Genomic DNA, 23,681 nt, shown 5'->3' on the forward strand with positions numbered 1-23,681 from the left:
ATGATTACAAAGAAAAAAATATGCGTAATTGGTCTTGGCTATATTGGATTACCAACAGCAGTAATGTTTGCATCAAAAGGGTGCAATGTTAGTGGTGTCGATATAAATAGTGAGGTGGTAAATCTAATTAATAGCGGAACACCACATATAGATGAGCCGGGACTAATTTTAGAATTAAATAATCAAATTAATTCAGGAAATTTAAAAGCCTTTGATCGCCCAATTGAATCAGATGTTTATATTATAGCGGTACCTACTCCCATAGGTAGTGATTTTAAGGCCGACCTTTCTTACGTAGATAAAGCAGTTGAATCAATCACGCCACTAATAAAGTTAGGAAATTTAATAATACTCGAATCAACTTCTCCAGTCGGTACGACCTTAAGAATAAGGGATGCTTTAGCTAAAAAAAGACCAGATTTAAAAATTTTAATTGAGGATAATTCCAATGCTGATATTAATATAGCGTATTGTCCTGAAAGAGTATTGCCGGGTAGGATTATGGAGGAATTATCTCTAAATGATAGGATAGTAGGCGGAATAACAAATGCATGTTCCAAAAAAGCTAAAGAACTCTATAAAATATTTGTGGACGGTGAGATTCACATAACAGACTCAAAGACAGCGGAGTTAGCAAAATTAACTGAAAATAGCTATAGAGATATAAATATTGCATTTGCAAATGAAATTTCAATGATATGTGATGACTTGAAAATTAATGTAACTGAGTTGATACGATTATCCAACAAGCATCCAAGAGTGAAAATTTTAGAACCAGGAGTAGGTGTTGGCGGGCACTGCATAGCAATTGATCCGTGGTTCATAGTTGAGTCAGACCCAACTCGTGCAAAAATAATAAAACTAGCAAGAGAAGTTAATCACAATAAAACTGAATGGGTATACAAAAAAATATTAAATGAAATAAATAATATTAAACCTAAAGTATTGAGGATAGGTATTATGGGACTAGCATTTAAGCCAAATGTAGCGGATCTAAGGGAAAGTCCAGCAATGGAAATTGCCTTAAAATTGGCCTTGAATACAGATGTAACAATTATATTGAGTGAACCCAACATAAATAAAATTCCGACTGAATTTGCTGGTTTAAATATTTATCTTGATAATAGAGAAAATGCATTTGAAGATGCCGATATCATTGTTGCACTTGTAAGGCACAAAGAATTTTTCTCAATGATAAAAAGGTATGAATATAAAAATATATTAGATTTCTGCGGGTTACTGATGTGATGGCGTATGAGAATTTAATTTTCTTCGCTCCAAATATTAATAGGGGAGGGGGTAAGTATATTTTTGACGACATAATTAATAGCGGGTCATATAAGAACTGCGTATTTATTGTGGATGCTAGAAATAAAATAAATACAGAAAAAATAAAAGAATCCAAATTAATTATTATTAAGCCCAAAATATTAAGTAGATTTTATTCAGAGTTTTTATTGTGGAAATTGTCTAAAAATTACAATCAGATTATTATCTTAGGAAACTTACCGCCATTATTAAATATAAAACGTAGGGTAGTTATATTTTTTCAAAATAGATTAATTCTGAATTCAGATTATCCACGAGAACGTAGTGCAAGAGGCGTTATAAAATCTTATGTTGAAACCAAATGGTTGCAATATTTTTCTAAGGATAATCATGAGTTCATTGTTCAAACAGAAACAATGAAAGAAGAGTTGCAAAAAAAAATTGGATGTAAAGCTCATATAGAAGTAATGGGGTTTAAAACTAATCGAATGGTAAATGGCTTTCAAAGAGAAAAAAATGATACTGGCGAGAAAACTTTCATTTACATTGCTTCAGGAGACTTGCATAAGAATCATAAAAATCTAATTGAGGCGTGGAAAATATTGGCTTCGAGGGGTATTAAATGCTGCCTAACACTGACTATTGATGAAGCTATTTACCCTGTAATTTCTAAATATATTAATGATACTAAAGAACAATATGATTTAGACATAAAAAATATGGGTAATATTAATGCAATGGAATTATCTCACCTATATAACACATCACAAGTGCTTATCTATCCCTCATTTGTGGAGTCACTAGGTTTGCCACTGCTGGAGGCCAGCGATTATGGACTAGAGATCTTAGCTCCAGAAGTTGATTATGTAAGGGACATCATAAATCCAACTCAAACGTTTGACCCGAGTTCTGCAAAGTCGATATCAAGAGCAGTAGAAAGATGTTTAGGTATACCTAATAAGCTTAATGAAATACATTCTACAAAAGAATTTTTGGATTATATAATTGAATAAACTAGAACTAATAAATATTTTATTAATTATACTATCAATATACTTAATTTATAAAAGTAATGTTATAAATTCATTGCTAGTTTTCGCTGGCTACTTTATTTTACATTATTTTTATCTATATATTCCAGTCATTCTTAGTTCTTATTCAATAGATGAAATATATCAAATGAGAATACTCGGATCTGGTATTGTATCCAAAGTACTTCAACTGATAATGATCGGAGTATTACTAGTAAAAATTGAGTTTCAGTTAGGTTGGAATAAAAAATCATCAAAATATTTTATATTAATCAATATTTTTATGCTGAGTGGTCTTATATATCAACACATTAATTTAGGAAGTTTAGATAGGTTGGCGATACAGTATTATTTAACTCTATGTCTATTTGTATGGATAGTCTTTATACCAAGTAGAATTAACAGCGGAGTAAATTTTAATTTAATTAATAAAGAGATTATTAAGAATTCAATAATATTTTTTTTGTTGATAGTAATTTGTTTAGGTATATATGAAGTTTGGATTGATAAGGCATGGGCACAGACACAAGTTGATGCCAATCATTATGTGTATAGAAGTAGTTCATTATTTTATAACCCAAACTTATTCTCATATTATTGTGTTTTAGCATACCTAGCAGTAATTTATTTTTCAGACAATAAAAGAAATATTGATAATAAAACAACTCTAATTGCTTTTGCTCTATTATTTGGTATTTTTATTTCAGGATCAAGGGGCGTATTTCTTTACTTCCTTGTTTCAATGGCTATAATTGCTATATTAAATAAAAAAATTAAATTATTATATTTTTATCCTTACGGCTTATACCTTATCACGTTATTGGCATCTATTGTCGTTGATAATAATTTTCCACTTAAGATAAATAGAAATAATATTTCTGAGAATTTTTACTATTTATCTAATAGGTTTGCCTATACCCCAATCGATATATTTACTTATCTCTTAAATACTTTACAAAATAATGAGGGGGTAAGTAATGTTACGGGGTATTTCTCCACAAACATCCTCAATAACTTGAGCACAAACTCTCCAACAACCATGAGCACAAATTCACAACTATCCATTGAGGGTAGGTTTTGCAGTGGATGTGATAACGGATGGATGATTTTATACAGAGACCTAGGATTATTTGGCCTAGTATCATTTTTAATTCTGTATTTATATATTTTTTTCAATATAATAAAATTAAAAGATATTAATAAAAATCTTAAACATATACTACTAAGCGCTATTTTATTTATTCTTATATTTGGTTCAGCAATGAGATTTCAAATATTAACTGTAGCAATGGTTACAGCAACATACATATGCTTGTTATTAATTATTAATCGAATCAAGTAGGTATTATGAAAAATGTTTTGGTATTAGGGGCTAACGGGCTAATTGGCTCAACTCTATATAGAGTGCTAAGAAAATCTAATGAGCTGAAAGCTTATGGAACCGTTAGACGAAATTCTATTTTTTTTCAAAACGATGATCATATTGAATCAGTAGATGCATTTGATATACAGTTAATTTATGATTTGCTAATTAAAAAGAATATTCACGTTATTGTTAATTGTATTGGATTAACTAAACACAAAGAATCGACGAATTCTATCTTCGAGTCTGGCTACTTAAATGCGGTATTTCCTCATAAGCTTGCATTTTGCGCACAAAAGAGTAATGCAAGACTGATCCACATTAGTTCAGATTGTGTTTTTTCTGGAAAAGATGGTAATTATGATGAGGGCTCAAAATGTGATGCGATAGACATTTATGGTATTACAAAATACCTTGGTGAGCCATCTGAAATTCAAGGCTTGACAATAAGAACCTCAACTATTGGTCACGAGTTAGCATCTAGTTATGGTTTATTAGACTGGTTTATAACTCAAAAGCGTTGTTCTGGGTACTCCAATGCATTATTTTCTGGAACCACAACTCTAGAACTAGCTAATAATATTAAAAGATTAATTCTTAAGCATCCAAATTTAAGCGGAATTTATAATATTGGTGGTGAAAAAATTTCTAAATTTGATTTACTAACTAAAATAAATACTATATATAAATTAGGTATAGATATTAAATTCGACGAAAGTCTTATTATAGATAGAAGTTATTCCTCTGATAAATATTATAAGGCTACAGGGTACACACAAGCTAATTGGGATGATTTAATTATTGATATGAAAGAAGAGTTTTTGGCTTCTAAGTTATGAAAAAACATGTATTTCCTCTATGTTTTTTGTTTAACTCTTTATCATTATCGGTATTAGTTATAACATTTGCATTTTCAGGTAACGATATATTTGCAGCTGAAATATCAGTTATGCAAGCGGCAATTTCCGGATTACTGTATGCATTTTCTTCTAACTCAAGGGTAACAATTCTATCTGGTAGCATAAATACCTTTAATAAGCTTCTTATGCTACGTATTTATATTTTAGTGCCCGTAGTTTGTGTATCGTATTTTTTAGTTGGAACTATAGGAGATTTTAGTTTCTTTCTATTTTATTTGATCTTAATTCGAAGATCTATGGAATGGATAGCTGATTTATTCTTATCTGAGATGGAGCGTGAATCTAGCTACTACAAGGGTATAATTTTTTTAGTAATCCAATCAGTATTATTAGGTATTGTAATTTTGTTAATTTATACTGGTGCAAATTATCGTTATTTAATGATAATATGGTGTATAAGCCCTGTCATAGTATTTTCTTGGATTAAATTTAAAAATTCATTTATTAATTTTTATTTACCTAAAAGTATATTTATAAATTATGATATAACCCATTTTGGATCTAGCATAGTAATTGGGCTAACACTTTTTATATTTAGGGTGTCAATTGTAACTACATTTGGCAAGGAATCTGCAGGTAATTTATTATCAGCATTTGCAATAGGTGGCTTATTGGGTGCAGTATTTGCCAGCTCCTATGCTCCATCTTTGGCTCTAAATGAGTTGGCTTCCGGCAAAAAATATTTTAATAAGAAACTACATCTAATCGTATTACCATTATTTCTATTGCTCGGCTCTTCTTTGGTTTTATTTTCTAACATTGGAACTTTTCCAATAATTAACAACTGGAAAGATAATCTATTTATAAGTGCATTGGGCTACTCATGTATAGCAAGTGTAGTAATGTATTATGCTCAAATAAATAGAAATAGGTTGCTTATAGTATCTAAAGATAATTCACTATTCGGAGCAGATGTACTTGTAAGTATATCTACAATATTCTCCATTAATCTCATGTTTTTAATCTTTGGCAATGGTGGTGGAGCAGCACTTTCATTAGTCCAATCAGTATTGATGTACGTATTTTATAAATCATCCACTTTAACAATAAATAAAAAGTATATATTCAGTTTTTATCCAATTTTATGTCTTATAGTACTTCCAATATTTTTTAAAGTTGAAATTTTAAGTCTAACAAGCACATACATTCAAAATACTAAATTTAATTATTTTCCAATATCATCCATTCTTATTATTTTCCTTCTTGCAGTGATTGGTAATTTTCAATACGCTAGAAAATCTTTTGTATGTATTGCAATTTATTTTGTAGCTATTTATCTCAGTTATTTTTTTGGAAGTTATGGGGTTAACGGTGATGGATTAAAATTATTAACTATCACTAAATATTTGCTACCGCCGTTGGCATTGGTACTTGGTGAGATTGTTGGTAATATAAGGGGGCCTAAGAATATTTCGAGTATTGATATATTTTTTTACTTTATTATAGTATTAATAATATTTTTAAATTTTATTTTTGATAATTTAACATTAATACTTTCATTGCAAGTATATTATATTTTATTATCAGCTTTTATTATTTTATTTATTGATCATTTTTTAAATTTATATAAATTTAAATTTATTATACTATTTTATGGAAGCATTAAAAAATTATATTTATATTTAGTATGGGCAATTTTTTTCTGTTTTTATTTAACTTATGTTCTATATGTTAATGAAGTTTATGATTTGAATTTTATATACCTTTTATTTGGAAGCGGTGTTATTAATACTGCTAATTATTATGCTAACTCAAATAACCTAATTCAAGATATTATCCTTAATTATGGAATTGCTCCCTCGATTCCTTTTGTTATACTTATAATATTCTCTGTAATCAACTCTATCAATAGCACAAGTAGGTACTACATATTAATAATTTTGCTATTCACAATTCATCTGTGTGTTTTTGAGAATTCTGGACCCTATAAGTTGTATGTTGGGATATTTTTATTCTATCTATGGGGTTACTATATTTCATCTTTTCCTCAATCTTCGCCTATCTCCTTAACCTTAAATTCAAATAAATAATCCACAAATGTCACTACAAGATAAACCCGATACCCTTCGAACAACACCATTCCGCGAAAAGCTTAGAGTTCGCTTTTTATCTAATCACTTGCGCCTTTTCAAGGATGTTGAAAAAACTCTCGACATAGGATGCGGCTGGGGTTTCTCATTAAAAATCAATCCTAATTTTTATTGTGTCGATGCTGATGTTAATTGCGTTGAATACCTTAAAAGCATAGGAGCAAAGGTATCTCTAGCCGATATTTCTAAACCGCTTCCGTTTCCCGATGGTAGCTTTGATAATGCTTTTACTCATGATGTTTTAGAGCATCTAGAGGAGGAGGAAATGCTGTCACTTTTTAGGGATGCTAGAAGAATTCTTAAGGCTGGCGGGGTTTTTATGAATATCGTCCCAAATCTAAAGGGCTATTTGGCTTACACAGATGTGGGTCATAAGCGATATGTAACACTAAAAGAAATTAAGAGTGCCGCTAATCAAACTGGTTTCGAGGTAATAGATCATTGGCACACCCCATTTCCAAGAATATTTTCCGAGCTTTTTAAGCACAATAAATTAGTTGTACGTTTAAGGGCTATTTGATTATGTTTGTAGGCAAAACCTTTTTAGTTACAGGTGGTACTGGATCTTTCGGGAGTACCTTTTTAAAAAAAATTCTAACTGAGGATGTGCAGGAGGTTAGAGTTTTCAGTAGGGACGAAAAAAAACAAGAGGAACTGCGTTTAAGTTTAAATACATCAAAGGTAAAGTTTTATATTGGGGATGTCAGAGATGGCGCCAGTATAGGTGACGCCATGTCTGGTGTTGATTATGTATTCCATGCTGCAGCATTAAAGCAAGTGCCCTCTTGTGAATTTTATCCAATTGAGGCAATGAAAACCAATGTTATCGGTACGGATAATGTAATTAATGCTGCTGTAAATTATGGGGTTAAGAAGGTAATAGTGTTGAGTACCGATAAAGCAGTGTATCCAATCAACGCGATGGGTATCACTAAGGCACTTGCTGAAAAAGTTATGGTTGCAAAATCATGCTTGCAACGAATGAGTAACACTATTGTTTGTGCAACACGATATGGTAATGTGATTGCATCTCGCGGTTCTGTTGTGCCTTTATTTATCTCTCAAATAAAAAGTGGACAAGAGCTCACGATTACTGATCCAAATATGACCAGATTCTTAATGACGCTTGATGAGTCTGTAGATCTGGTTTTGTATGCATTAAAGCATGGTGACCAAGGGGATATTTTTGTGCAAAAGTCACCATCAGCGAAGGTCTCCACAGTGGCTAGTGCGATCCAGGACATTTTAGGCATTCAGGTTGGAGTCCATACGATAGGAACAAGGCATGGCGAAAAATTATTTGAGACCCTAGTTTCCCGGGAAGAGATGGCCAGGGCAATTGATCTGGGTAAACATTTCAGAATACCCGCAGATAGTAGAGATCTCAACTATTCACAGTTCTATAGTGAAGGCGAAACGGCGATCTCAGAGTTGGATGACTACACGTCTCACAACACTAATATATTAGATGTCGATGGGGTAAAAGAGCTCCTATCTAAATTAGATATTGTTAGAGAGGCTATCAATGCTTAAAGTTATGACAATAGTTGGCACGAGACCAGAAATAATTAAGATGTCACGAGTAATTTCTGAGTTTGATAAATACACAGACCATGTGTTGGTGCATACGGGTCAGAATTATGATTATGAACTGAATGCTATTTTTTTTGAAGACTTAGGCATAAGAAGGCCAGACTTCTTTCTAGAAGCAAAGGGCGATTCTGCGGCCAAAGTAATTTCCCAAATCATAGAAAGATCCGATAATTTATTTGCTGAAATAAATCCAGATGCTGTAATGCTATATGGGGATACAAATTCTTGCCTGTCGGTAATTTCTGCAAAAAGAAGAAAAATTCCCGTATTTCACATGGAAGCTGGTAACCGATGCTTTGATGAAAGAGTCCCGGAGGAATTAAATAGAAAGGTTTTGGATCACCTCAGTGACATCAATTTAGTTTTGACGGAGCATGCCCGAAGATATTTAATATCCGAGGGGGTAAGACCTGAGAAGATATTTAAAACTGGTTCGCATATGCCTGAAGTTATTGACTTTTACAGGGAGAAAATTGCTAATTCAGATATTTTAAGCAGGTTAAATTTACAGGCTAATAATTATTTTGTGGTTAGCGCTCATCGGGAGGAAAACGTTGACTCCCCTAAAAATATGTTTGACTTTGTTGAAACTCTGAATTCTTTGGCTGAAGAATATAAGATGCCGGTAATAGTTTCAACTCATCCAAGAACAAAAAAACAATTAGATAGCATGGGGTTAATTAATTTAAGTCCCTTAATTCAGTTTTCTAAGCCGTTTGGTTTTTGTGACTACATTAAATTACAAATGGACTCCAGATGTGTTGTATCTGACAGCGGAACTATATCCGAGGAAGCTTCAATTCTAAATTTACCAGCAGTTACTATTCGCAATGCACATGAACGGCCAGAGGCTATAGATGTAGGCACCTTCATTTTGACAGGTCTAAAAAAAGAAAGAGTGCTTGAGTCGATCAAGGTTGTGTGCGAGCAGCATAATCAGATGAATAGATCCATCTTTCCAGTGCCTGATTATGCTGAAAGTAATGTATCGAAGAAGATATTAAGGATAGTGCTTGGTTACACCGATTATGTAAATAGAACGGTATGGAAGAAGGCCGACTAGGATGAAGATACTTTTTTGGATGCAGGTATTTGATCCAGAACCTCAAATAAAGGGAATTACTCTAGCCTCAAAAATCGTTCAAGCGGGTAACGAAGTTATAGTTATTACTGGATTTCCAAATTATCCTGGAGGTAAGATATATCCAGGCTATTCAATTAAGTTATATAGCATAGAGTACATCGAGGGAATCAAAGTTATAAGGGTCCCATTATTTCCTAGCCACAGCGGCTCCATAGTTGGAAGGCTTGTAAATTATCTTAGCTTTGGATTTTCATCCTTCATAGCAAGTTTTTTTATTCGTGATCTAGATTTAATATATGCCTGCGGGCCACCAGTTACGGTTGGAGTTGCGGCTGCACTTTCTGGGCTAATTAAAAAAATACCTGTGGTTTACGATATTCAGGATTTATGGCCGGACTCACTAAATTCTACGGAAATGTTTAAGAGCACTCTCGGCCTCAAGATTATAGGAAAGGTGTGTCAATTTCTCTACCAGCATGTAGCAATGCTTATTGTTCAGTCTCCAGGGATAAGGTTAAAGTTGATTGAGCGAGGGGTTCCTGAGGATAGGATTTCTTTGGTATACAACTGGTGCAATGAAAGCGCAATTCTAAATTACGAAATAAATTCAGTTGCAATAATGCCCAGTGCTAAAGGTATGGGTGCTAGCGAGCGCTTCTCGGTCCTATTTGCTGGAAATATCGGTAGAGCGCAGGATTTATATGCAATTATAAAGGCTGCACAAATATTGCAAAAAAGAAAGTATAAGGTTGATATATATCTCCTTGGTGAGGGTATTGAAAAGACTTCCTTAGAGCGTGAAGTTAAAAATAAGCGCATTGAAAATATTTTTTTTATACCAGCAGTTCCAATGTCGGATGTAAGTAAATACCTCAAAGCCGCTAATGTGTTGCTTGTACATTTGAAAGATAGCGAGTTATTTAGAGTTACAGTGCCTGCAAAAACTCAGGCATATCTCGCCACAGGAAAGCCGGTTCTTATGGCCGTTGCGGGGGATGGCGCAGAACTTATTTCAAAATCTGGCGGAGGTATTGTGGCCAAACCATCAGACCCAGATTCCATAGCTGATAGCATTATTTTGCTGCTTGAAAGTGGCGATCAGGAGTTGGTAAAAATGGGAAATTGTGGAAAGCAATACTATTGGGAGCATCTATCGCTTGAGCAGGGTTCAAAAAAATTTAATGCTCTCTTTAAGAAACTAGCTAAATGATATGGCGCTATTTTTATATAAAAATTACTTGCTATCTGTATTCATCATATCTATTTTGGGATATGCCTTATATAAATCAATAGCCATCAGGCGTAATTTTATTGCAAATCCGAATTTCAGAAGTTTGCATCAAATCCCAATCCCAACAGGAGCAGGGGTAGTTTTCTCCTCTATTTGTATCGCCTGTTTTTTTTTGGAATATACAATCGGTAATGTCGATAAAAGTCTGTACTTAATCTTACTTATAGGTGGAGTTTTTTCTATAATCATTGGTTTTGTAGATGATACTGTAGGTTTATCCCCATCTAAAAAGTTGCTTGCACAAATTTGCCTTTCTGGTTTGAGCATCTTCTGTCTTGATGGCGGCAGCATCCTTAACATCCCATACCTTCCAGCTTGGGTTAATGCAGTGATCTGTTGGATTGGCTTACTTTGGTTGATAAATCTATATAACTTTATAGATGGAATAGATGGGCTAGCTGCTGGCGGCGGCTTATTTTTCTGTGTAAGTGCGATGGTATTAATTTTTTTATCGCAATCTACTCAGGGTGAAATATTTCTTCCTCTCGCTTTGGTTGGGACATGCCTTGCTACTTTTCTAGTATTTAACTTTCCCAAAGCCAGCCTATTTATGGGGGATTCTGGCAGTATTTTTTTAGGATTCTTTTTTGGTGTAATTATTGTTTACACCGTTAATCATGGGGCGATTAGTTTATTCACATGGTTGATATTATTTGGGTATTTTGCAGGAGATACAACTCTAACAACCATAACAAGAATATTTATGGTCAAAAAATGGTACGGCGCCCACAGAAGTAACGCGTATCAAAATATTGCGCGAATTTCTGGTAGTCATGTAAAGGTGCTTTCCGGCGTACTTGCATACAAAATATTTTGGCTGTTTCCAATTGCGTTATTATCAATTTTTTATCCCGATTACAACTTTGTCCTTTTGTTGCTGGCCTATTTGCCTGTTGCTTTTTTTGTGTACTGCTATGGTCCTAGGCTTTCAAGTTCCTAATGAGAAATAAAAAAATCTTAGTCGTTTTGTGCGATTCAATTTCAATTGAGTTGGAAAATGCTCTAGTCTGCGGGAGGGAATTAAAGGAGTACCTCAGATTCGCATTCACATCAGAAAGTTTTCATAATAAATTTTTTTTTGAGCGAAGCTTAGATGCTAGCGACCTAAGTTCTAGTGGGGTGCTGCTGCTGCGAAGTGGTACATGCATTAATGAGTTTGATTTAAATCAGATTTATGAGCAAATTCATCCTCAGAGTTTCATTTTAAGAATTTCAGAATCTAGCCATATGATGCCTTCTTGGCGTGAAATTCCAGAAATTTTAGGGTTTTATGCTCCCCCTGGCGCGTTTTGTGACCCTAATGAACTTAGAGAATTTTGGAATGGAGGCGCCCTCAGGCTCCATGGCGCGTATAAAGAATTTTCTATATTCGATTATATTTTGGGCGAGCAAAATCTCTTGGAAAATTCATACCCTTCTTTTTTTATTGAGTCCATGACCTCAATCTCCGAGTTTGAAAGAAGGATATGGCGTTTGAAAGCTCGTCGGTATTCTTCTGTGGGAGTGAGAATATCTGATTTAAATACTACTTATATTAGCGGGGAATTGACTTGCGGTAGGGGGGTTGAAATTTCTCCAAACGTAACAATTGAAGGTTTTGTTAATCTGGAGGATGGGGTTAAAGTCGGTACAGGTTCAATTTTGCGTAATTGCAGCATTGGGTTCAACTCTTGTGTGAACCCCTACTCAATAGTTGAAAATTCTACTGTTGGTCGCAATAGTTTTATTGGTCCTTATGCACGAATTCGTCCAGAAAGCATAATTGGGGAAGCGGTACAGATTGGAAATTATGTGGAAATTAAAGAGTCAACCATAGGGAATGGATGCAGAATTAATCACCACAGTTTTATTGGTAATGCAGTGCTTGGTAGATCAGTAACTATTGGTGCCGGCACAATAACGTGCAACCATGACGGTCGGAGTATTCATCCGACGCATATAGGAGATAATTCATTTATTGGATCTGGTTGTAACTTAATTGCGCCGCTTGAAATTGGAGAGGCAGTTTTTGTTGGGGCGGGATCAACGATTACTTCGGATATTGATAATGAAGACGTTGTCATTGCAAGAAGTAGGCAGCTAACTATACGAAAGCATAACAGAGGCTTCAAAAGTGAATAACCTTAGGGTGGTCGTATGGGGATTGGGGCAACATTCCCTCAATAAGATTCTGCCAGCGCTTGTTGATACTCCGGGGTTGGAAATGTATGGGGTATGCTCAAGGAATAAAGACGTTGTTGCATCAACTGCCAATAAATTCAGATGTAAAGGTTGGCTAGATCCTAGAGTAATGCTTTTTGATGACAATATAGATGTTGTTTATCTTTCAACCCCAATTGGACTTCATTTCACGCATGGGAAAATGATATTACTTTCTGGTAAGCATCTATGGTGTGAAAAACCTCTAGTTAGCCGCCTTGAAGATGCTTGTACTCTGACGGATTTGGCGCTTGCAAAGAGTTTGAAAATTGCTGAGGGCTACATGTTTAAGTATCACCCGCATTTTCAGCAGTTTTTACAATTTTGCAAACAGGGTTACATCGGTCCAATTAGATCGGCAACCTTTAGGTTTGGTATACCCCCCCTTGCAAATCCTGGCTTTCGAACTGATCCAGCGCTCGGAGGCGGTGCATTTTTGGATGTAGGTTGTTACCCAGTAGCTGCAGCTTTAGAGGTTTTTGCGGGTACCCCTTATTCACTTCGCTATTCGGACATCACAATGAAGCAGGGCGTACCTGTAGATACATCGGGTAGGGCGGTAATAGAATTTTCTAATGGTGCAGAGGCCAACCTTGAGTGGGGTATTAATTGTTCATATCGAAATGAGATTGATGTTTGGGGGGAATTTGGCGGGATATACTCCGAGATGATTTTCTCTAAGCCCCCTGACTATCAACCTTATTTTATAATGTCAGATCAAAATGGCCGAAAAACGAAGGTTTTCTCTGTGGCTGAAAACCACTTTAAGATAATGCTTGAGCATTTCCGATGTCTTACTTTGGATGCTACAGGAGCAACTGATGAATTAGCCAAAATCAGAGATAGGGCTAAATTAATCGAATTGATTAAAGTCGCCGCTAGCGTTTAATTAGTCTTAATTGAAATATAAAAAGGAAATAGAAATGGAAAATTGGAAGAATGTAGTTTTGGATGAGCCAGGAATGTGGCCCACTGAAGGTTTGGTATCACTTGAGCCGGCACACGTTGATGCACGAGGCACAATTCAGTCCCTAGTTAATTTCCCAATGAAAAACTTATCATTGATTACTAGCAAGAAGGGGTCTGTGAGATCAAATCATTACCATGTAACGGATTGGCACTATATGTATGTTTTGGCCGGATCTTTTGATTATTTTTATCGGCCAACTGGGACTGATTCACAACCTTCAGTAATAAGAGTGAATGCTGGAGAGATGGTATTTACTCCCCCAATGGAAGATCATGCAACGGTATTTCTTGAGGATACAAGCTTATTGGCTATGAGTCGCAACCCACGGGATCAGGTTGCGTATGAGGCTGATGTTAGAAGAGTGGTGCTGGTTAATCCAGACAGTATTGCTTGAACATGGAAGATTTTTATCTTAAAACAACATGTAGGATGTGTTCAGGGGAGGGGTTGGAGAAGGTTATGTCACTTGCCCCAACACCCCCCGGAAATAATTTTTTAAGTACTGCAGAATTGGAGTTGTCGGAAGCCTCTTATCCCTTAGATTTGTATTTGTGTGGCGAATGTAAGCATTTGCAATTAGGCCACGTTGTTGATCCAAAAATACTCTATCAAAAAGATTATTTCTATGTGTCTGGAACGTCAAATACATTCATTAAGCACTTGCAGGATTATGCTGAAAGTTCAGTTAGAAAATTTAAGCTTGATTCCGAATCATTTGTGGTTGATATTGGGTCTAATGATGGCACCTGTCTACGAGCATTTAAGGGGGCTGGCGTAGGTCGTGTATTAGGTGTTGATCCAGCCAGTAAAATTGCTCAAAGGGCTACAGAAAGCGGAATACCTACGGTACCAGATTTTTTTTCGCACGAGTTAGCCGTGCAACTTAGCAAAGAGCATGGAAGGGCAAAGCTCATAACCTCGCATAATGCCTGCGCCCATATTGATAGGTTGGATGACGTTATTAAAGGGGTGCATCATTGGCTCTCAGATGATGGGGTATTTGTACTGGAGGTGGGATACCTGGTTGATGTATATCAAAATGCTTGGTTTGATACGATTTATCATGAGCATCTAGATTTTCACACTGTGCGCCCGTTTCAATATTTATTTAAACGACTTGGTATGGAGTTATTAAGTGTAGAGCGTATAGCGCCTCAAGGGGGGTCGATTAGAGTTTCAGCACAGAGGGTCGGTGGCCCTCGCACCCCTGATTCGTCTATAAATAACTTGATTCAATTAGAAGATAGCATCTACTTAGGCGAAGCTACGACCTTCAAAGATTTCAATCTTCGAATTAATGAAATCGGTAGTCAGTTAAGAGCGCTAATTCGTGATATCAAAGACGCCGGATCAACTATTGCTGCTTTTGGTGCTCCCACTAAGTCGACTACATTGTTAGCACATTTCCAAATTAACCCGAGAGACATAGATTTTATAGTTGACGATAATCCATTAAAGCAGGGTTTGTATTCACCATTGAAGCATATTCCAGTTCTCCACCCGGGAGAGATATATGCCCAAAAGCCGGATTACTTACTTATACTGGCTTGGAATTTTGCAGAATCTATTATGGCGAACCATAAGAAATATTCCGATTTAGGGGGTAAATTTATTGTGCCCATGCCAAACCCAAAGGTGATTGCTCAATGAAAAGACTTTTAGTTGTAGCTCCTCATCCTGATGATGAAACTTTGGGCGCTGGTGGCACAATAATTAAGCTTGCAAATGAAGGGTATGAAGTGGCCGTTCTGACGGTTTCTGGGCATTTGCCACCCCTTTATGATAGAGCTGATTATGAAGTAACTTTAGCTGAGGCAAAAAACGCTTTTTCAATGCTTGGCGTCTCCAAATCTTGGTTTTTAGAAATTCCTGCCACCATGATTGGTGATCAGCCTGTAGGTGTTTTAAATAGAAAAATCGTTCAAGTTATTAATGATTTTGAGCCTGAGATTGTTCTCTGCCCATTCCCTGATAGGCACATCGATCACCGAATTGTTTTTGAGAGTGTCATGGTTTCATGTAGGCCAGTGGGCTCGGGGCGATGCGTAAAAATGTTAGCAAGTTATGAAACTCTCTCAGAGACTCATTGGAATGCACCAAACATAGAAGCCAACTTTACCCCTAACTGGGTTGTTGACATCACAGATCAAATTGAAAAGAAGATTAGCGCTTTGAACTGTTATGAATCGCAAATTCCTCATTTCCCCGGCGCTCGATCTCTTGAGGCTGCAAAGTCTCTTGCAATGTTTCGTGGTACTCAGGCAGGTTTTTCATATGGCGAAGCTTTTCAAATTATCAGAAAATCTAGTTAATTTTTGAACCTGCTTTGGATAATTTAGTCAAACAATTTATGCTGCGGTGGCCTCGCTCTACAAAGAGGGGGGCTGTAGTCATATTGGATATATTGATTTGCATTTTCAGTACATGGATTTCATTTGGGTTGCGACTCGACCAGTGGGGATGGCTGGAGGGCAATAGGTATTGGGCTCTGATTGCTGCAATCGGATTTATGCTCCCCCTCTTTATGTTTTTTGGACTATACAGAACTATTTTTAGATACGTTGGGTTCTTTGTGCTTGAATCTATGGTTCGAGTTTTAGCGATCTACTTAGTTTTATATGTTGGTATCTTTACTATAGTTGGGGTTGAGGATATTCCTCGTTCTATTGGGGTTATACAGCCAATCATTTTAATTTTTTGTATCGGTATTGGTCGATATTTAATTCAGTTGTGGTTAGGTTCGGTTGACTATGTTGGGAGACCGCACAGCAAGCAGATTCCGGTTGCGATCATATATGGTGCAGGTTCGGCTGGCAGACAGTTGGCCTCGGCCTTGTCTCTTAGCGGGCAAATGTTGGTCAAGGGCTTTATAGATGATGACCGACAATTACAGGGCAACACGATTGATGGTATCAATGTGTATGGAAATGGTGACCTAAGTGGGTTGATATCAAGACAGGGGATTACTGATGTGCTCTTGGCAATCCCTTCAGCAAATCAGTCCCGCAGAAATCAAATTATTACCTCACTAGAAGGTTGTGGAGTTCGCGTACGGACTCTACCTGGTGTCATTGATTTAGTCTTTGGAAGGGTTCGCATATCAGATTTGCATGATCTAGATATGAATGATTTATTGGGGCGCCAAGTAGTTCCCCCTAATGTTAAGTTATTGGAAGCAAATATTCGCAATCAAGTCGTTCTAGTTACAGGTGCTGGCGGCTCTATTGGCAGTGAGTTATGCCGACAAATAATTAAATTTTTACCGAAATCAATAATTCTGGTTGAAAGTAGCGAGCACGCATTGTATGTAGTTTATGAAGAGCTTAAACATCTCACTCTCGATTTGGACATCAATTATCAGTTAGAGTCTACGGGCGCAGTGTCTGAGTTTCTCATTCCCCGATTAGCATCGGTTCGAGATGTAGACCTAGTCAATAAAATCTTTGATGAATTTAAGCCAAATACAGTGTTTCATGCGGCAGCTTATAAGCACGTTCCTCTTGTTGAGCAGAATGCTGCGGAGGGTATACGCAATAATGTGTTGGGTACCCAAATTTGTGCGCAAGCCGCGCTAGATACCGGTACTTCTTGTTTTATTTTAATTAGCACGGATAAAGCGGTAAGGCCTACTAATGTTATGGGGGCAAGCAAGCGAGTTGCTGAATTAGTTTTGCAAGCAATGTCAGAATTCGCCAGAAAGAATGGTTGTAAAACTAAATTCTCAATGGTACGGTTTGGTAATGTGCTTGGCTCTTCTGGTTCGGTAGCGCCACTTTTTTCAGCTCAAATTAAGGCTGGTGGCCCCATAACCCTTACCCACCCGGAAGTTACGAGATATTTTATGACCATTCCTGAGGCTGCTCAATTAGTTATTCAGGCAAGCGCCATGTCTACCGGGGGAGATGTTTTTGTTCTTGATATGGGGAAGCCTGTACGGATCTATGACTTGGCGGTAAAGATGATTTTTCTTTCTGGGCTCATGCTGAAAAACAAAGATAACATGCATGGGGATATTGAAATCCAAATAACTGGATTGCGTCCAGGTGAAAAACTGTATGAAGAACTTTTGATTGGTAATGACCCACAGCCAACAGACCACCCAAAAATTATGAAAGCCCATGAGGAGTTTTTATCGAAACATGATTTAGAGCTAGAGTTGGAGAGGCTTAATCGGGCTTTGAGTGTTGGAGACTCTTTTCTGATAAGAAAGTCGTTAAAGAGTCTAGTGCCTGGATACCAGCCAACATTGACTTAGTTGGCAGTAATGGAGCACATTGAATAATGGCCTTCATAATATAATTAAAAACCTCGCCAGGCCCTTTCATTAGTTACGGGACTAGACTTAGGAACAAATATTCAAAAAAAATAATCAAATGCAACACTCCTTGTAGCAGGGTGGTTCTGCCGATTGCTAACGTTAGTGCCCCAATAAAGAACGATAGATACATCAGGGTCATATTCAGACTACTGATGCCTAAGCTCAGCGGAAGATTAAAGAAGATAGCAAACGCAGCTACCGTTGGAATGGTCAGTCCAATACTGGCTAAAGCTGAACCAAGAGCTAAGTTCAAGCTGCTCTGTAAGCGATTAGCTCTTGCAGCTCTGACGGAAGCATAAGCTTCAGGCAACAGTACTAGCATCGCAATGGCGATACCGACTACTGTCTTTGGGGCTCCAGCGGCTTTGACGCCAGCTTCAATTGCGGGGCTCAACGCTTCTGCAAGTCCAACCACTACCGCCAGTGAGATCAGTAGAAGGAAAACACTCACACCGGTTTTGAGATTGCTGGGTTTCTCGGCATGGGTATCACTATTTATTTTTTGATCTTCTGCTTTAGGTAAGTAGTAGTCGCGATGGCTGACTGTCTGGAAAAAGATGAACGCGCCATATAAAGTAAAAGAAGCTACACCGGCAAAAGCAAGCTGAGTCTTCGTAAAGTCTGGGCCAGGTGTGCTGGTAGTGACCATTGGCATAACGAGAATAAAAGTTGCTAGAGCAGTCAATACCGCCAGAGCAGAATTTGTACCTTCATTGCGAAAAGACATCTCATGGTTTTTGAAGCCCCCCATAAAAATACAGAGACCAATAACTCCATTGACAACAATCATGACAGTAGCAAACACGGCATCACGAGCGATAAATTCGGAGCCTTCATGCCCAGCAAACATCATGGCAATGATGAGTGAAACCTCGATGATGGTGACGGCAATTGCTAAAACCAATGTTCCATATGGCTCACCGGTTTTATGGGCAATGATCTCAGCATGGTGAACAGCTGATAACACCGCCCCAATCAGGGTGATGCCCATTAGGGCGATGAACCAAGTTTGGTTAAGAAGATCTGACATAGGGATAATGGAGTGAAGGGGGTTAGGGGGTGAAAACTGTATTGCAAGGTGAGCCTAGGTAGGCGATACCCACAGTTTAAAGGTTTGCGCGGATATGAATACGAAGGTAATAGCCTTATTTGAACCTGGCGCCCGAGTTGCTCATTGGCGTAAGTTATCTGCATTTAGTCGCCTCTTCAGTAAATTGCCAAAGACAATGCCACTTATAAAGCACTAAGAATGCCCGTTTCTGAATTGGCTGAGTCCTACACATACTGGCTTGCATCTCGATTTCTAGTCTAAAACCCTGGGTTTGTTGATACAGTAGACCCTTTATTGCTATTAATTTCATCGAAAGCTTGCAAATGACCGATTTATCCCTGACTCAAATTAAAGAAATCCGCGCTGCGGTCCTTGGCGCCGCAGCCAAAGTCCCGAGAGCCTTAATTGGTATGGGCGTTCTTTTTATTGCTTTGGGAATGATTGGCATTGCTGGTCAGACATTATTTTCATTTGTCACGATTAATGTATTAGGCGCATTCTTGGTATTTGGTGGTGCTGTGCAATTTGCTCATGCTATCAAATCTAGTGGCTGGAAGAGTGTCGGCATTCAGGTGGTATTGGCTGTTTTGTATGTTGCTGCCGGTATCTACACTTGGGCCTTCCCGATTCCTGCATTAGAGGCAATTACCCTTTGGCTTGCTGCAATCTTTTTTGTAACTGGCATCTTGCGTTTGATCTCCGCATTTCAGCATCGTCATTTCCGCGAATGGTTCTGGTTAGCGCTATCCTCTGCGATTTCAATCTTAATGGGTGTTCTCATCATGAATGGCTACCCAGAGAGCAGCTTGTGGTTGCCTGGTTTGCTCATTGCAATTGAGCTGCTTTTGCAGGGCTGGTCATTGCTTTTCTTAGGTTTAGCAGCGCGTTCATTGACTAAGTAATGGTGAGGGATGTATTCATACATTAAAGCGTTATGGCAATGAAAAAAACTGATCTCTATAAGAACCTTGCGTTGACTACTGCTCAGCGTATGAAGAATGCCAAGAAGGTGCCTAAGCCTGGTGCAGCTGAGAGTGTTCCTAAGACTAAGAAGGAGCTTGCTGGCAGCAACCCTATGCTCGCGTCTTTAATGGGCAAGGCTAAATCTAAGTAGCTCTTAATCACTCTTGAAGCAAGCCTCTCCACTATTACTGATCGATCTACTTAAGGTCTTTGCGGCACTCGTCATCATCCTGCATCACCTTGCTAGCTATGGACAGATTGCAGTAGATGCGCGAGCATTCTTGCCGAGCCTCATGGGCTGGCTATTTGAGTATGGACGTTTTGCAGTGCAAATATTTTTGGTGATGGCAGGGTACTTGGCCACGCAATCACTAACCCGATTTGCAAATGAAAAATTTAGCAGTCAGAAATTACTGCGAGTCATCATCAATCGCTATCTTCGCTTGTTTGCACCATACGTCGCCGCTTTGATTTTTACCATTTTTTGCGCCTGGATTGCTCGTCACTGGGTAAATGACGAGTTCGTTGGCGAGCAAGAGACGCCGGGCCAATTTATGGCACACCTATTTTTTCTGCAGGGCATTTTGGGTCTGGACTCAATCTCTGCAGGCGCTTGGTATGCCGCGATTGACTGGCAGCTCTACTCGGTACTGGCCATATTGCTCATTTCTTTTTCTTCGTATCAAACCTTAATTTGGTTGCTCAGCATTGTTGCAGTGAGCTCTTTGCTGTACTTCAATCGCTCGGCGCAGTACGAGTCTTACTTCATTTATTTCTTGGGCTCTTACACCTTGGGAGTGTTGTCCTATCTTGCAAAGAACTATGCTGATCAAAAGATCAGAGTCTTGGCAAAACTGCTGATCATCATCATTGGTGTAGTCATTGCAATCTCTTCTTTGCAGGAGGTGTGGGGAAGAAATATATTGGCATGGTTTATAGCCTTACTTCTATTGATTTGGGGTGACGCTGGCTATCCTACTTTGCCTCAAGGTGGAATGAATGCCAAGAGAGTGTTCTTACAGGGAATTGCTTGGGCGAGCCCACGCTCTTACTGCGCTTTCTTAATCCACTTTGCATTTATCTTGTTGGTAAATACAATTTACATTGCCTCTGGAATGCATGCCCACAAGAGTGGTTTAATAGCAATTAGCCTCATGATTGGAGTTGTGGTGAGTAGCACCATTGCCGCTAACTACTTGTATCGCTGGGTAGAGATTCCTGCTACTAAGCTTAAGGTCTGAGCGCTAACTCAAATTCCCATATCCTTGAGGACGCGGAAGATTTCTCGATAAGCCTTAGGTGGCTTATTACTTTCTTTTTCTTTGCGCGCGTTGCGAATGAGGGTGCGCATATTCTGAATATCCATATCAGGGTATTGCTCAATCATTTTGGTGAAAGCTGCATCATCGGCGATCAGTCGATCGCGATAAGACTCTAAATAGTGGAGCTTGGCAGTCTCTGCTTTACTAACACCCTGAATTGCATCTAGACGGTTCTGAATGGCATCTAGCTCCTCTTCATCTAAAAAGCGCATCAGTTTGCCAAGGTATTGTTTATGGCGACGTATGGCTTCAAAACTTTTGATTTTGTTAGTTTCAGCAATCGCAGCTCTAATAGCCTCATCTAGCGGAATAGTCTTTAATGCATCGCTACTGAGTGCAGCTAAAACCTCCGCCAATTTCTGGCGCTCTGTCATTTGGCGCTTGAGCTCTGACTTGCTTGGACCATCATCAAGATCATCTTTCTTGGGGGTCCGGTTTTTTTCATTAACATGCATGGGGCTATTTTAGACGGGTAATGATGCTTGCCCACCAAATCCCATGGATAGTTTCGATAAATTTACGCCCCTTGCTTGCTTAGTGAATAATAGTCAATGAACCCCTAGTCAATCTCTAGCGGAAAATATGACCCAAATTCAGAAATACGACTTCATCATCATTGGCGCAGGTAGTGCGGGCTGCATGCTGGCTAAGCGCTTGACTGAGAATCCTGCCAAACGGGTGCTGTTGATAGAGGCTGGGTCGCATGACAACTACATTTGGATTCATATTCCGGTTGGTTACTTGTATTGCATCGACAACCCCCGTGCCGATTGGTGCCTTAAGACTGCTGCAGAAAAGGGCTTGAATGGTCGATCTTTGATTTACCCCCGCGGTAAAGTTCTGGGCGGATGCTCCTCGATTAACGGCATGATTTATATGCGCGGCCAAGAGGATGACTATGCCAATTGGGTCCGAGAGACCGGTGATGAAACATGGTCCTGGGAAAATGCTTTGCGTCGTTATAAGTCCTTTGAGGATTACCACGGCAATGCCAATCAATGGCACGGCAAGGGCGGCGAGTGGACAGTATCACGGCAACGTTTACGCTGGCCGATTATGGATATCTTTAAGCAAGCAGCTATTGAAGCAGGTATTCCGGCATCAGAGGATTTCAATCAAGGCGATAACTTTGGAGTGGGGTATTTTGATGTCAGTCAACGCCAAGGTTGGCGCTTAAATACTGCTAAAGCATTCTTGCGCGATGCAGCTAAACGACCCAATCTCACGGTGATTACCGAGGCCGTAGTCAATAAGCTCTTGATTGATCCGGTGAGCAAAAATTGCTTTGGGGTGCAATACCTCAAAGACGGTCAAACTCTTGAGGCGCATTGCCAATCTGCCGATGCTGGCAAGCAAGGTGAAGTGATTCTGAGTGCCGGCTCAATTGGAAGTGTGCAAATTTTAGAGCGCTCAGGTATTGGTGCAGCAACTCATCTCAATCGTTTAGGTATTGATGTGATTTCTGATTTGCCAGGCGTCGGCGAGAACTTGCAAGACCATTTGCAGTTACGCATGATCTATAAAGTCAGCGGAATTCAGACTCTCAATACCAAAGCAAACTCTTTGCTTGGTAAGTTATTAATCGGCATGGAGTACATGTTTAAGCGTAGCGGCCCGATGTCTATGGCACCATCTCAGCTAGGTGCTTTTGCCTACAGTTCTCGGGAGCATGCTTCACCTAATGTGGAGTATCACGTGCAACCCCTATCTTTAGAGAAGTTTGGCGAGGATCTCCATACCTTTGATGCTATTACGGCCAGTGTTTGTAATTTGCGTCCTACTTCGCGTGGTAGCGTGCATATTGATTCAAAGGACCCACAAGCACCACCAGTGATTGCTCCCAACTACTTATCTACCGATGCTGATCGCCAAGTGGCGATTGAGGTATTACGCCTTACTCGCAAGATTGTGGAGAGTCCCGCTTTAAGACCCTATATGCCTGAGGAGTACAAGCCGGGCAAAGAGTATCAATCGGACGAGGAACTGATTAAAGCTGCAGGTGATATTGGTACGACGATTTTTCATCCGGTGGGCACTTGCAAGATGGGGCGCGATGATGATTCTATGGCAGTGCTCGATTCCCAATTACGGGTGAGGGGTGTGCATAACTTGCGAGTAGTAGATGCTTCGGCAATGCCAACGATTACCTCAGGAAATACTGCAGCGCCAACCATGATGATTGCGCAGCGCGCAGCAGAATTGCTCTGTGGTGAGTAA

The 23,681-nt window shown here is 38.5% G+C and carries 22 protein-coding genes; 20 read left to right on the forward strand and 2 right to left on the reverse strand.

All coding sequences use genetic code 11. The features are described from left to right. From wecC to GQ359_RS01690, 16 genes are all read left to right on the forward strand, one after another. Complete coding sequence (wecC, locus tag GQ359_RS01615; RefSeq protein ID WP_215387217.1) at positions 1-1,248, forward strand: UDP-N-acetyl-D-mannosamine dehydrogenase; 1,248 nt, start codon at positions 1-3, stop codon at positions 1,246-1,248. Then, positions 1,248-2,282, forward strand: a complete 1,035-nt coding sequence (locus GQ359_RS01620; RefSeq protein WP_215387218.1) for a glycosyltransferase — start codon at positions 1,248-1,250, stop codon at positions 2,280-2,282. Before wecC ends, GQ359_RS01620 begins: the two co-directional genes overlap by 1 nt. Next, positions 2,275-3,642 carry an O-antigen polymerase gene (locus tag GQ359_RS01625; RefSeq protein ID WP_215387219.1) on the forward strand — a complete coding sequence of 456 codons (1,368 nt, stop codon included), beginning with the start codon at positions 2,275-2,277 and terminating at the stop codon, positions 3,640-3,642. The genes GQ359_RS01620 and GQ359_RS01625 overlap by 8 nt, the downstream gene beginning before the upstream one ends. Positions 3,643-3,647: 5 nt before the next feature. Further along, positions 3,648-4,502 (forward strand): SDR family oxidoreductase, encoded by an 855-nt coding sequence (locus tag GQ359_RS01630; RefSeq protein WP_215387220.1) that lies wholly within the window; start codon positions 3,648-3,650, stop codon positions 4,500-4,502. Then, positions 4,499-6,613 (forward strand): hypothetical protein, encoded by a 2,115-nt coding sequence (locus GQ359_RS01635; RefSeq protein ID WP_215387221.1) that lies wholly within the window; start codon positions 4,499-4,501, stop codon positions 6,611-6,613. The genes GQ359_RS01630 and GQ359_RS01635 overlap by 4 nt, the downstream gene beginning before the upstream one ends. Before the next feature lie 7 nt (positions 6,614-6,620). Next, positions 6,621-7,193, forward strand: coding sequence for a class I SAM-dependent methyltransferase (locus GQ359_RS01640; RefSeq protein WP_215387222.1), 573 nt, complete (start codon positions 6,621-6,623; stop codon positions 7,191-7,193). Positions 7,194-7,195: 2 nt separating this feature from the next. Next, positions 7,196-8,206, forward strand: coding sequence for a polysaccharide biosynthesis protein (locus GQ359_RS01645; protein WP_215387223.1), 1,011 nt, complete (start codon positions 7,196-7,198; stop codon positions 8,204-8,206). Beyond that, positions 8,199-9,329 carry a non-hydrolyzing UDP-N-acetylglucosamine 2-epimerase gene (gene wecB / locus GQ359_RS01650; protein ID WP_215387224.1) on the forward strand — a complete coding sequence of 377 codons (1,131 nt, stop codon included), beginning with the start codon at positions 8,199-8,201 and terminating at the stop codon, positions 9,327-9,329. Before GQ359_RS01645 ends, wecB begins: the two co-directional genes overlap by 8 nt. 1 nt (position 9,330) lies before the next feature. After that, complete coding sequence (locus tag GQ359_RS01655; protein ID WP_215387225.1) at positions 9,331-10,560, forward strand: glycosyltransferase family 4 protein; 1,230 nt, start codon at positions 9,331-9,333, stop codon at positions 10,558-10,560. A gap of 1 nt (position 10,561) precedes the next feature. After that, positions 10,562-11,581, forward strand: a complete 1,020-nt coding sequence (locus tag GQ359_RS01660; RefSeq protein WP_215387226.1) for a hypothetical protein — start codon at positions 10,562-10,564, stop codon at positions 11,579-11,581. Further along, on the forward strand, positions 11,581-12,762 hold the full coding sequence (locus GQ359_RS01665) for a DapH/DapD/GlmU-related protein (protein ID WP_215387227.1): 1,182 nt from the start codon (positions 11,581-11,583) through the stop codon (positions 12,760-12,762). Before GQ359_RS01660 ends, GQ359_RS01665 begins: the two co-directional genes overlap by 1 nt. After that, a complete protein-coding gene (locus tag GQ359_RS01670) occupies positions 12,755-13,729 on the forward strand; it encodes a Gfo/Idh/MocA family protein (RefSeq protein WP_215387228.1) in 975 nt (324 codons plus the stop codon). The genes GQ359_RS01665 and GQ359_RS01670 overlap by 8 nt, the downstream gene beginning before the upstream one ends. Before the next feature lie 34 nt (positions 13,730-13,763). Continuing rightward, a complete protein-coding gene (locus tag GQ359_RS01675; RefSeq protein WP_215387229.1) occupies positions 13,764-14,204 on the forward strand; it encodes a hypothetical protein in 441 nt (146 codons plus the stop codon). A gap of 35 nt (positions 14,205-14,239) precedes the next feature. Next, positions 14,240-15,460 carry a class I SAM-dependent methyltransferase gene (locus GQ359_RS01680; protein WP_256442539.1) on the forward strand — a complete coding sequence of 407 codons (1,221 nt, stop codon included), beginning with the start codon at positions 14,240-14,242 and terminating at the stop codon, positions 15,458-15,460. Then, positions 15,457-16,122 (forward strand): PIG-L deacetylase family protein, encoded by a 666-nt coding sequence (locus GQ359_RS01685; protein ID WP_256442530.1) that lies wholly within the window; start codon positions 15,457-15,459, stop codon positions 16,120-16,122. The genes GQ359_RS01680 and GQ359_RS01685 overlap by 4 nt, the downstream gene beginning before the upstream one ends. An 83-nt stretch (positions 16,123-16,205) precedes the next feature. Continuing rightward, on the forward strand, positions 16,206-18,065 hold the full coding sequence (locus GQ359_RS01690) for a nucleoside-diphosphate sugar epimerase/dehydratase (RefSeq protein ID WP_251367900.1): 1,860 nt from the start codon (positions 16,206-16,208) through the stop codon (positions 18,063-18,065). 73 nt (positions 18,066-18,138) lie between these two features. Here GQ359_RS01690 and GQ359_RS01695 read toward each other — a convergent pair whose 3' ends face one another. Then, positions 18,139-19,158 carry a calcium:proton antiporter gene (locus GQ359_RS01695; RefSeq protein WP_215387232.1) on the reverse strand — a complete coding sequence of 340 codons (1,020 nt, stop codon included), beginning with the start codon at positions 19,156-19,158 and terminating at the stop codon, positions 18,139-18,141. A gap of 344 nt (positions 19,159-19,502) precedes the next feature. Between GQ359_RS01695 and GQ359_RS01700 the strand changes: the two genes are divergently transcribed. From GQ359_RS01700 to GQ359_RS01710, 3 genes are read left to right on the forward strand one after another with little or no spacing between them, the layout of a single operon-like run. Further along, the gene (locus tag GQ359_RS01700; RefSeq protein ID WP_215387233.1) at positions 19,503-20,081 is read left to right on the forward strand and encodes an HdeD family acid-resistance protein; all 579 of its coding nucleotides are present in this window, start codon (positions 19,503-19,505) and stop codon (positions 20,079-20,081) included. A 32-nt stretch (positions 20,082-20,113) separates the two neighbouring features. After that, positions 20,114-20,293: a hypothetical protein gene (locus tag GQ359_RS01705; RefSeq protein ID WP_215387234.1), complete on the forward strand. Its 180-nt coding sequence runs from the start codon at positions 20,114-20,116 to the stop codon at positions 20,291-20,293. Positions 20,294-20,306: 13 nt separating this feature from the next. Then, complete coding sequence (locus tag GQ359_RS01710) at positions 20,307-21,383, forward strand: acyltransferase (RefSeq protein ID WP_215387235.1); 1,077 nt, start codon at positions 20,307-20,309, stop codon at positions 21,381-21,383. Between the two features lie 8 nt (positions 21,384-21,391). Here the strand turns inward: GQ359_RS01710 and yjgA are convergent, their stop codons facing one another. Further along, a complete protein-coding gene (gene yjgA, locus GQ359_RS01715) occupies positions 21,392-21,919 on the reverse strand; it encodes a ribosome biogenesis factor YjgA (protein ID WP_215387236.1) in 528 nt (175 codons plus the stop codon). Positions 21,920-22,055: 136 nt separating this feature from the next. On the opposite strand from yjgA, the gene GQ359_RS01720 reads away from it, so the two are divergent. Next, positions 22,056-23,681, forward strand: a complete 1,626-nt coding sequence (locus GQ359_RS01720; protein WP_215387852.1) for a GMC family oxidoreductase — start codon at positions 22,056-22,058, stop codon at positions 23,679-23,681.

The sequence above is a fragment of the Polynucleobacter sp. AM-7D1 genome, assembly GCF_018688455.1.
Classification (GTDB): Bacteria; Pseudomonadota; Gammaproteobacteria; order Burkholderiales; family Burkholderiaceae; genus Polynucleobacter.

Coding starts and splice junctions, on each gene's coding strand:
- GQ359_RS01630 (WP_215387220.1), top strand. CDS start 3,648: ATGAAAAATGTTTTGGTATTAGGGGCTAACGGGCTAATTGGCTCAACT.
- yjgA (WP_215387236.1), bottom strand. CDS start 21,919: ATGCATGTTAATGAAAAAAACCGGACCCCCAAGAAAGATGATCTTGAT.
- wecB (WP_215387224.1), top strand. CDS start 8,199: ATGCTTAAAGTTATGACAATAGTTGGCACGAGACCAGAAATAATTAAG.
- GQ359_RS01620 (WP_215387218.1), top strand. CDS start 1,248: ATGGCGTATGAGAATTTAATTTTCTTCGCTCCAAATATTAATAGGGGA.
- GQ359_RS01640 (WP_215387222.1), top strand. CDS start 6,621: ATGTCACTACAAGATAAACCCGATACCCTTCGAACAACACCATTCCGC.
- GQ359_RS01695 (WP_215387232.1), bottom strand. CDS start 19,158: ATGTCAGATCTTCTTAACCAAACTTGGTTCATCGCCCTAATGGGCATC.
- GQ359_RS01645 (WP_215387223.1), top strand. CDS start 7,196: ATGTTTGTAGGCAAAACCTTTTTAGTTACAGGTGGTACTGGATCTTTC.
- GQ359_RS01655 (WP_215387225.1), top strand. CDS start 9,331: ATGAAGATACTTTTTTGGATGCAGGTATTTGATCCAGAACCTCAAATA.
- GQ359_RS01635 (WP_215387221.1), top strand. CDS start 4,499: ATGAAAAAACATGTATTTCCTCTATGTTTTTTGTTTAACTCTTTATCA.
- GQ359_RS01700 (WP_215387233.1), top strand. CDS start 19,503: ATGACCGATTTATCCCTGACTCAAATTAAAGAAATCCGCGCTGCGGTC.
- GQ359_RS01675 (WP_215387229.1), top strand. CDS start 13,764: ATGGAAAATTGGAAGAATGTAGTTTTGGATGAGCCAGGAATGTGGCCC.
- GQ359_RS01665 (WP_215387227.1), top strand. CDS start 11,581: ATGAGAAATAAAAAAATCTTAGTCGTTTTGTGCGATTCAATTTCAATT.
- GQ359_RS01660 (WP_215387226.1), top strand. CDS start 10,562: ATGGCGCTATTTTTATATAAAAATTACTTGCTATCTGTATTCATCATA.
- GQ359_RS01680 (WP_256442539.1), top strand. CDS start 14,240: ATGTGTTCAGGGGAGGGGTTGGAGAAGGTTATGTCACTTGCCCCAACA.
- GQ359_RS01685 (WP_256442530.1), top strand. CDS start 15,457: ATGAAAAGACTTTTAGTTGTAGCTCCTCATCCTGATGATGAAACTTTG.
- GQ359_RS01705 (WP_215387234.1), top strand. CDS start 20,114: ATGGCAATGAAAAAAACTGATCTCTATAAGAACCTTGCGTTGACTACT.
- wecC (WP_215387217.1), top strand. CDS start 1: ATGATTACAAAGAAAAAAATATGCGTAATTGGTCTTGGCTATATTGGA.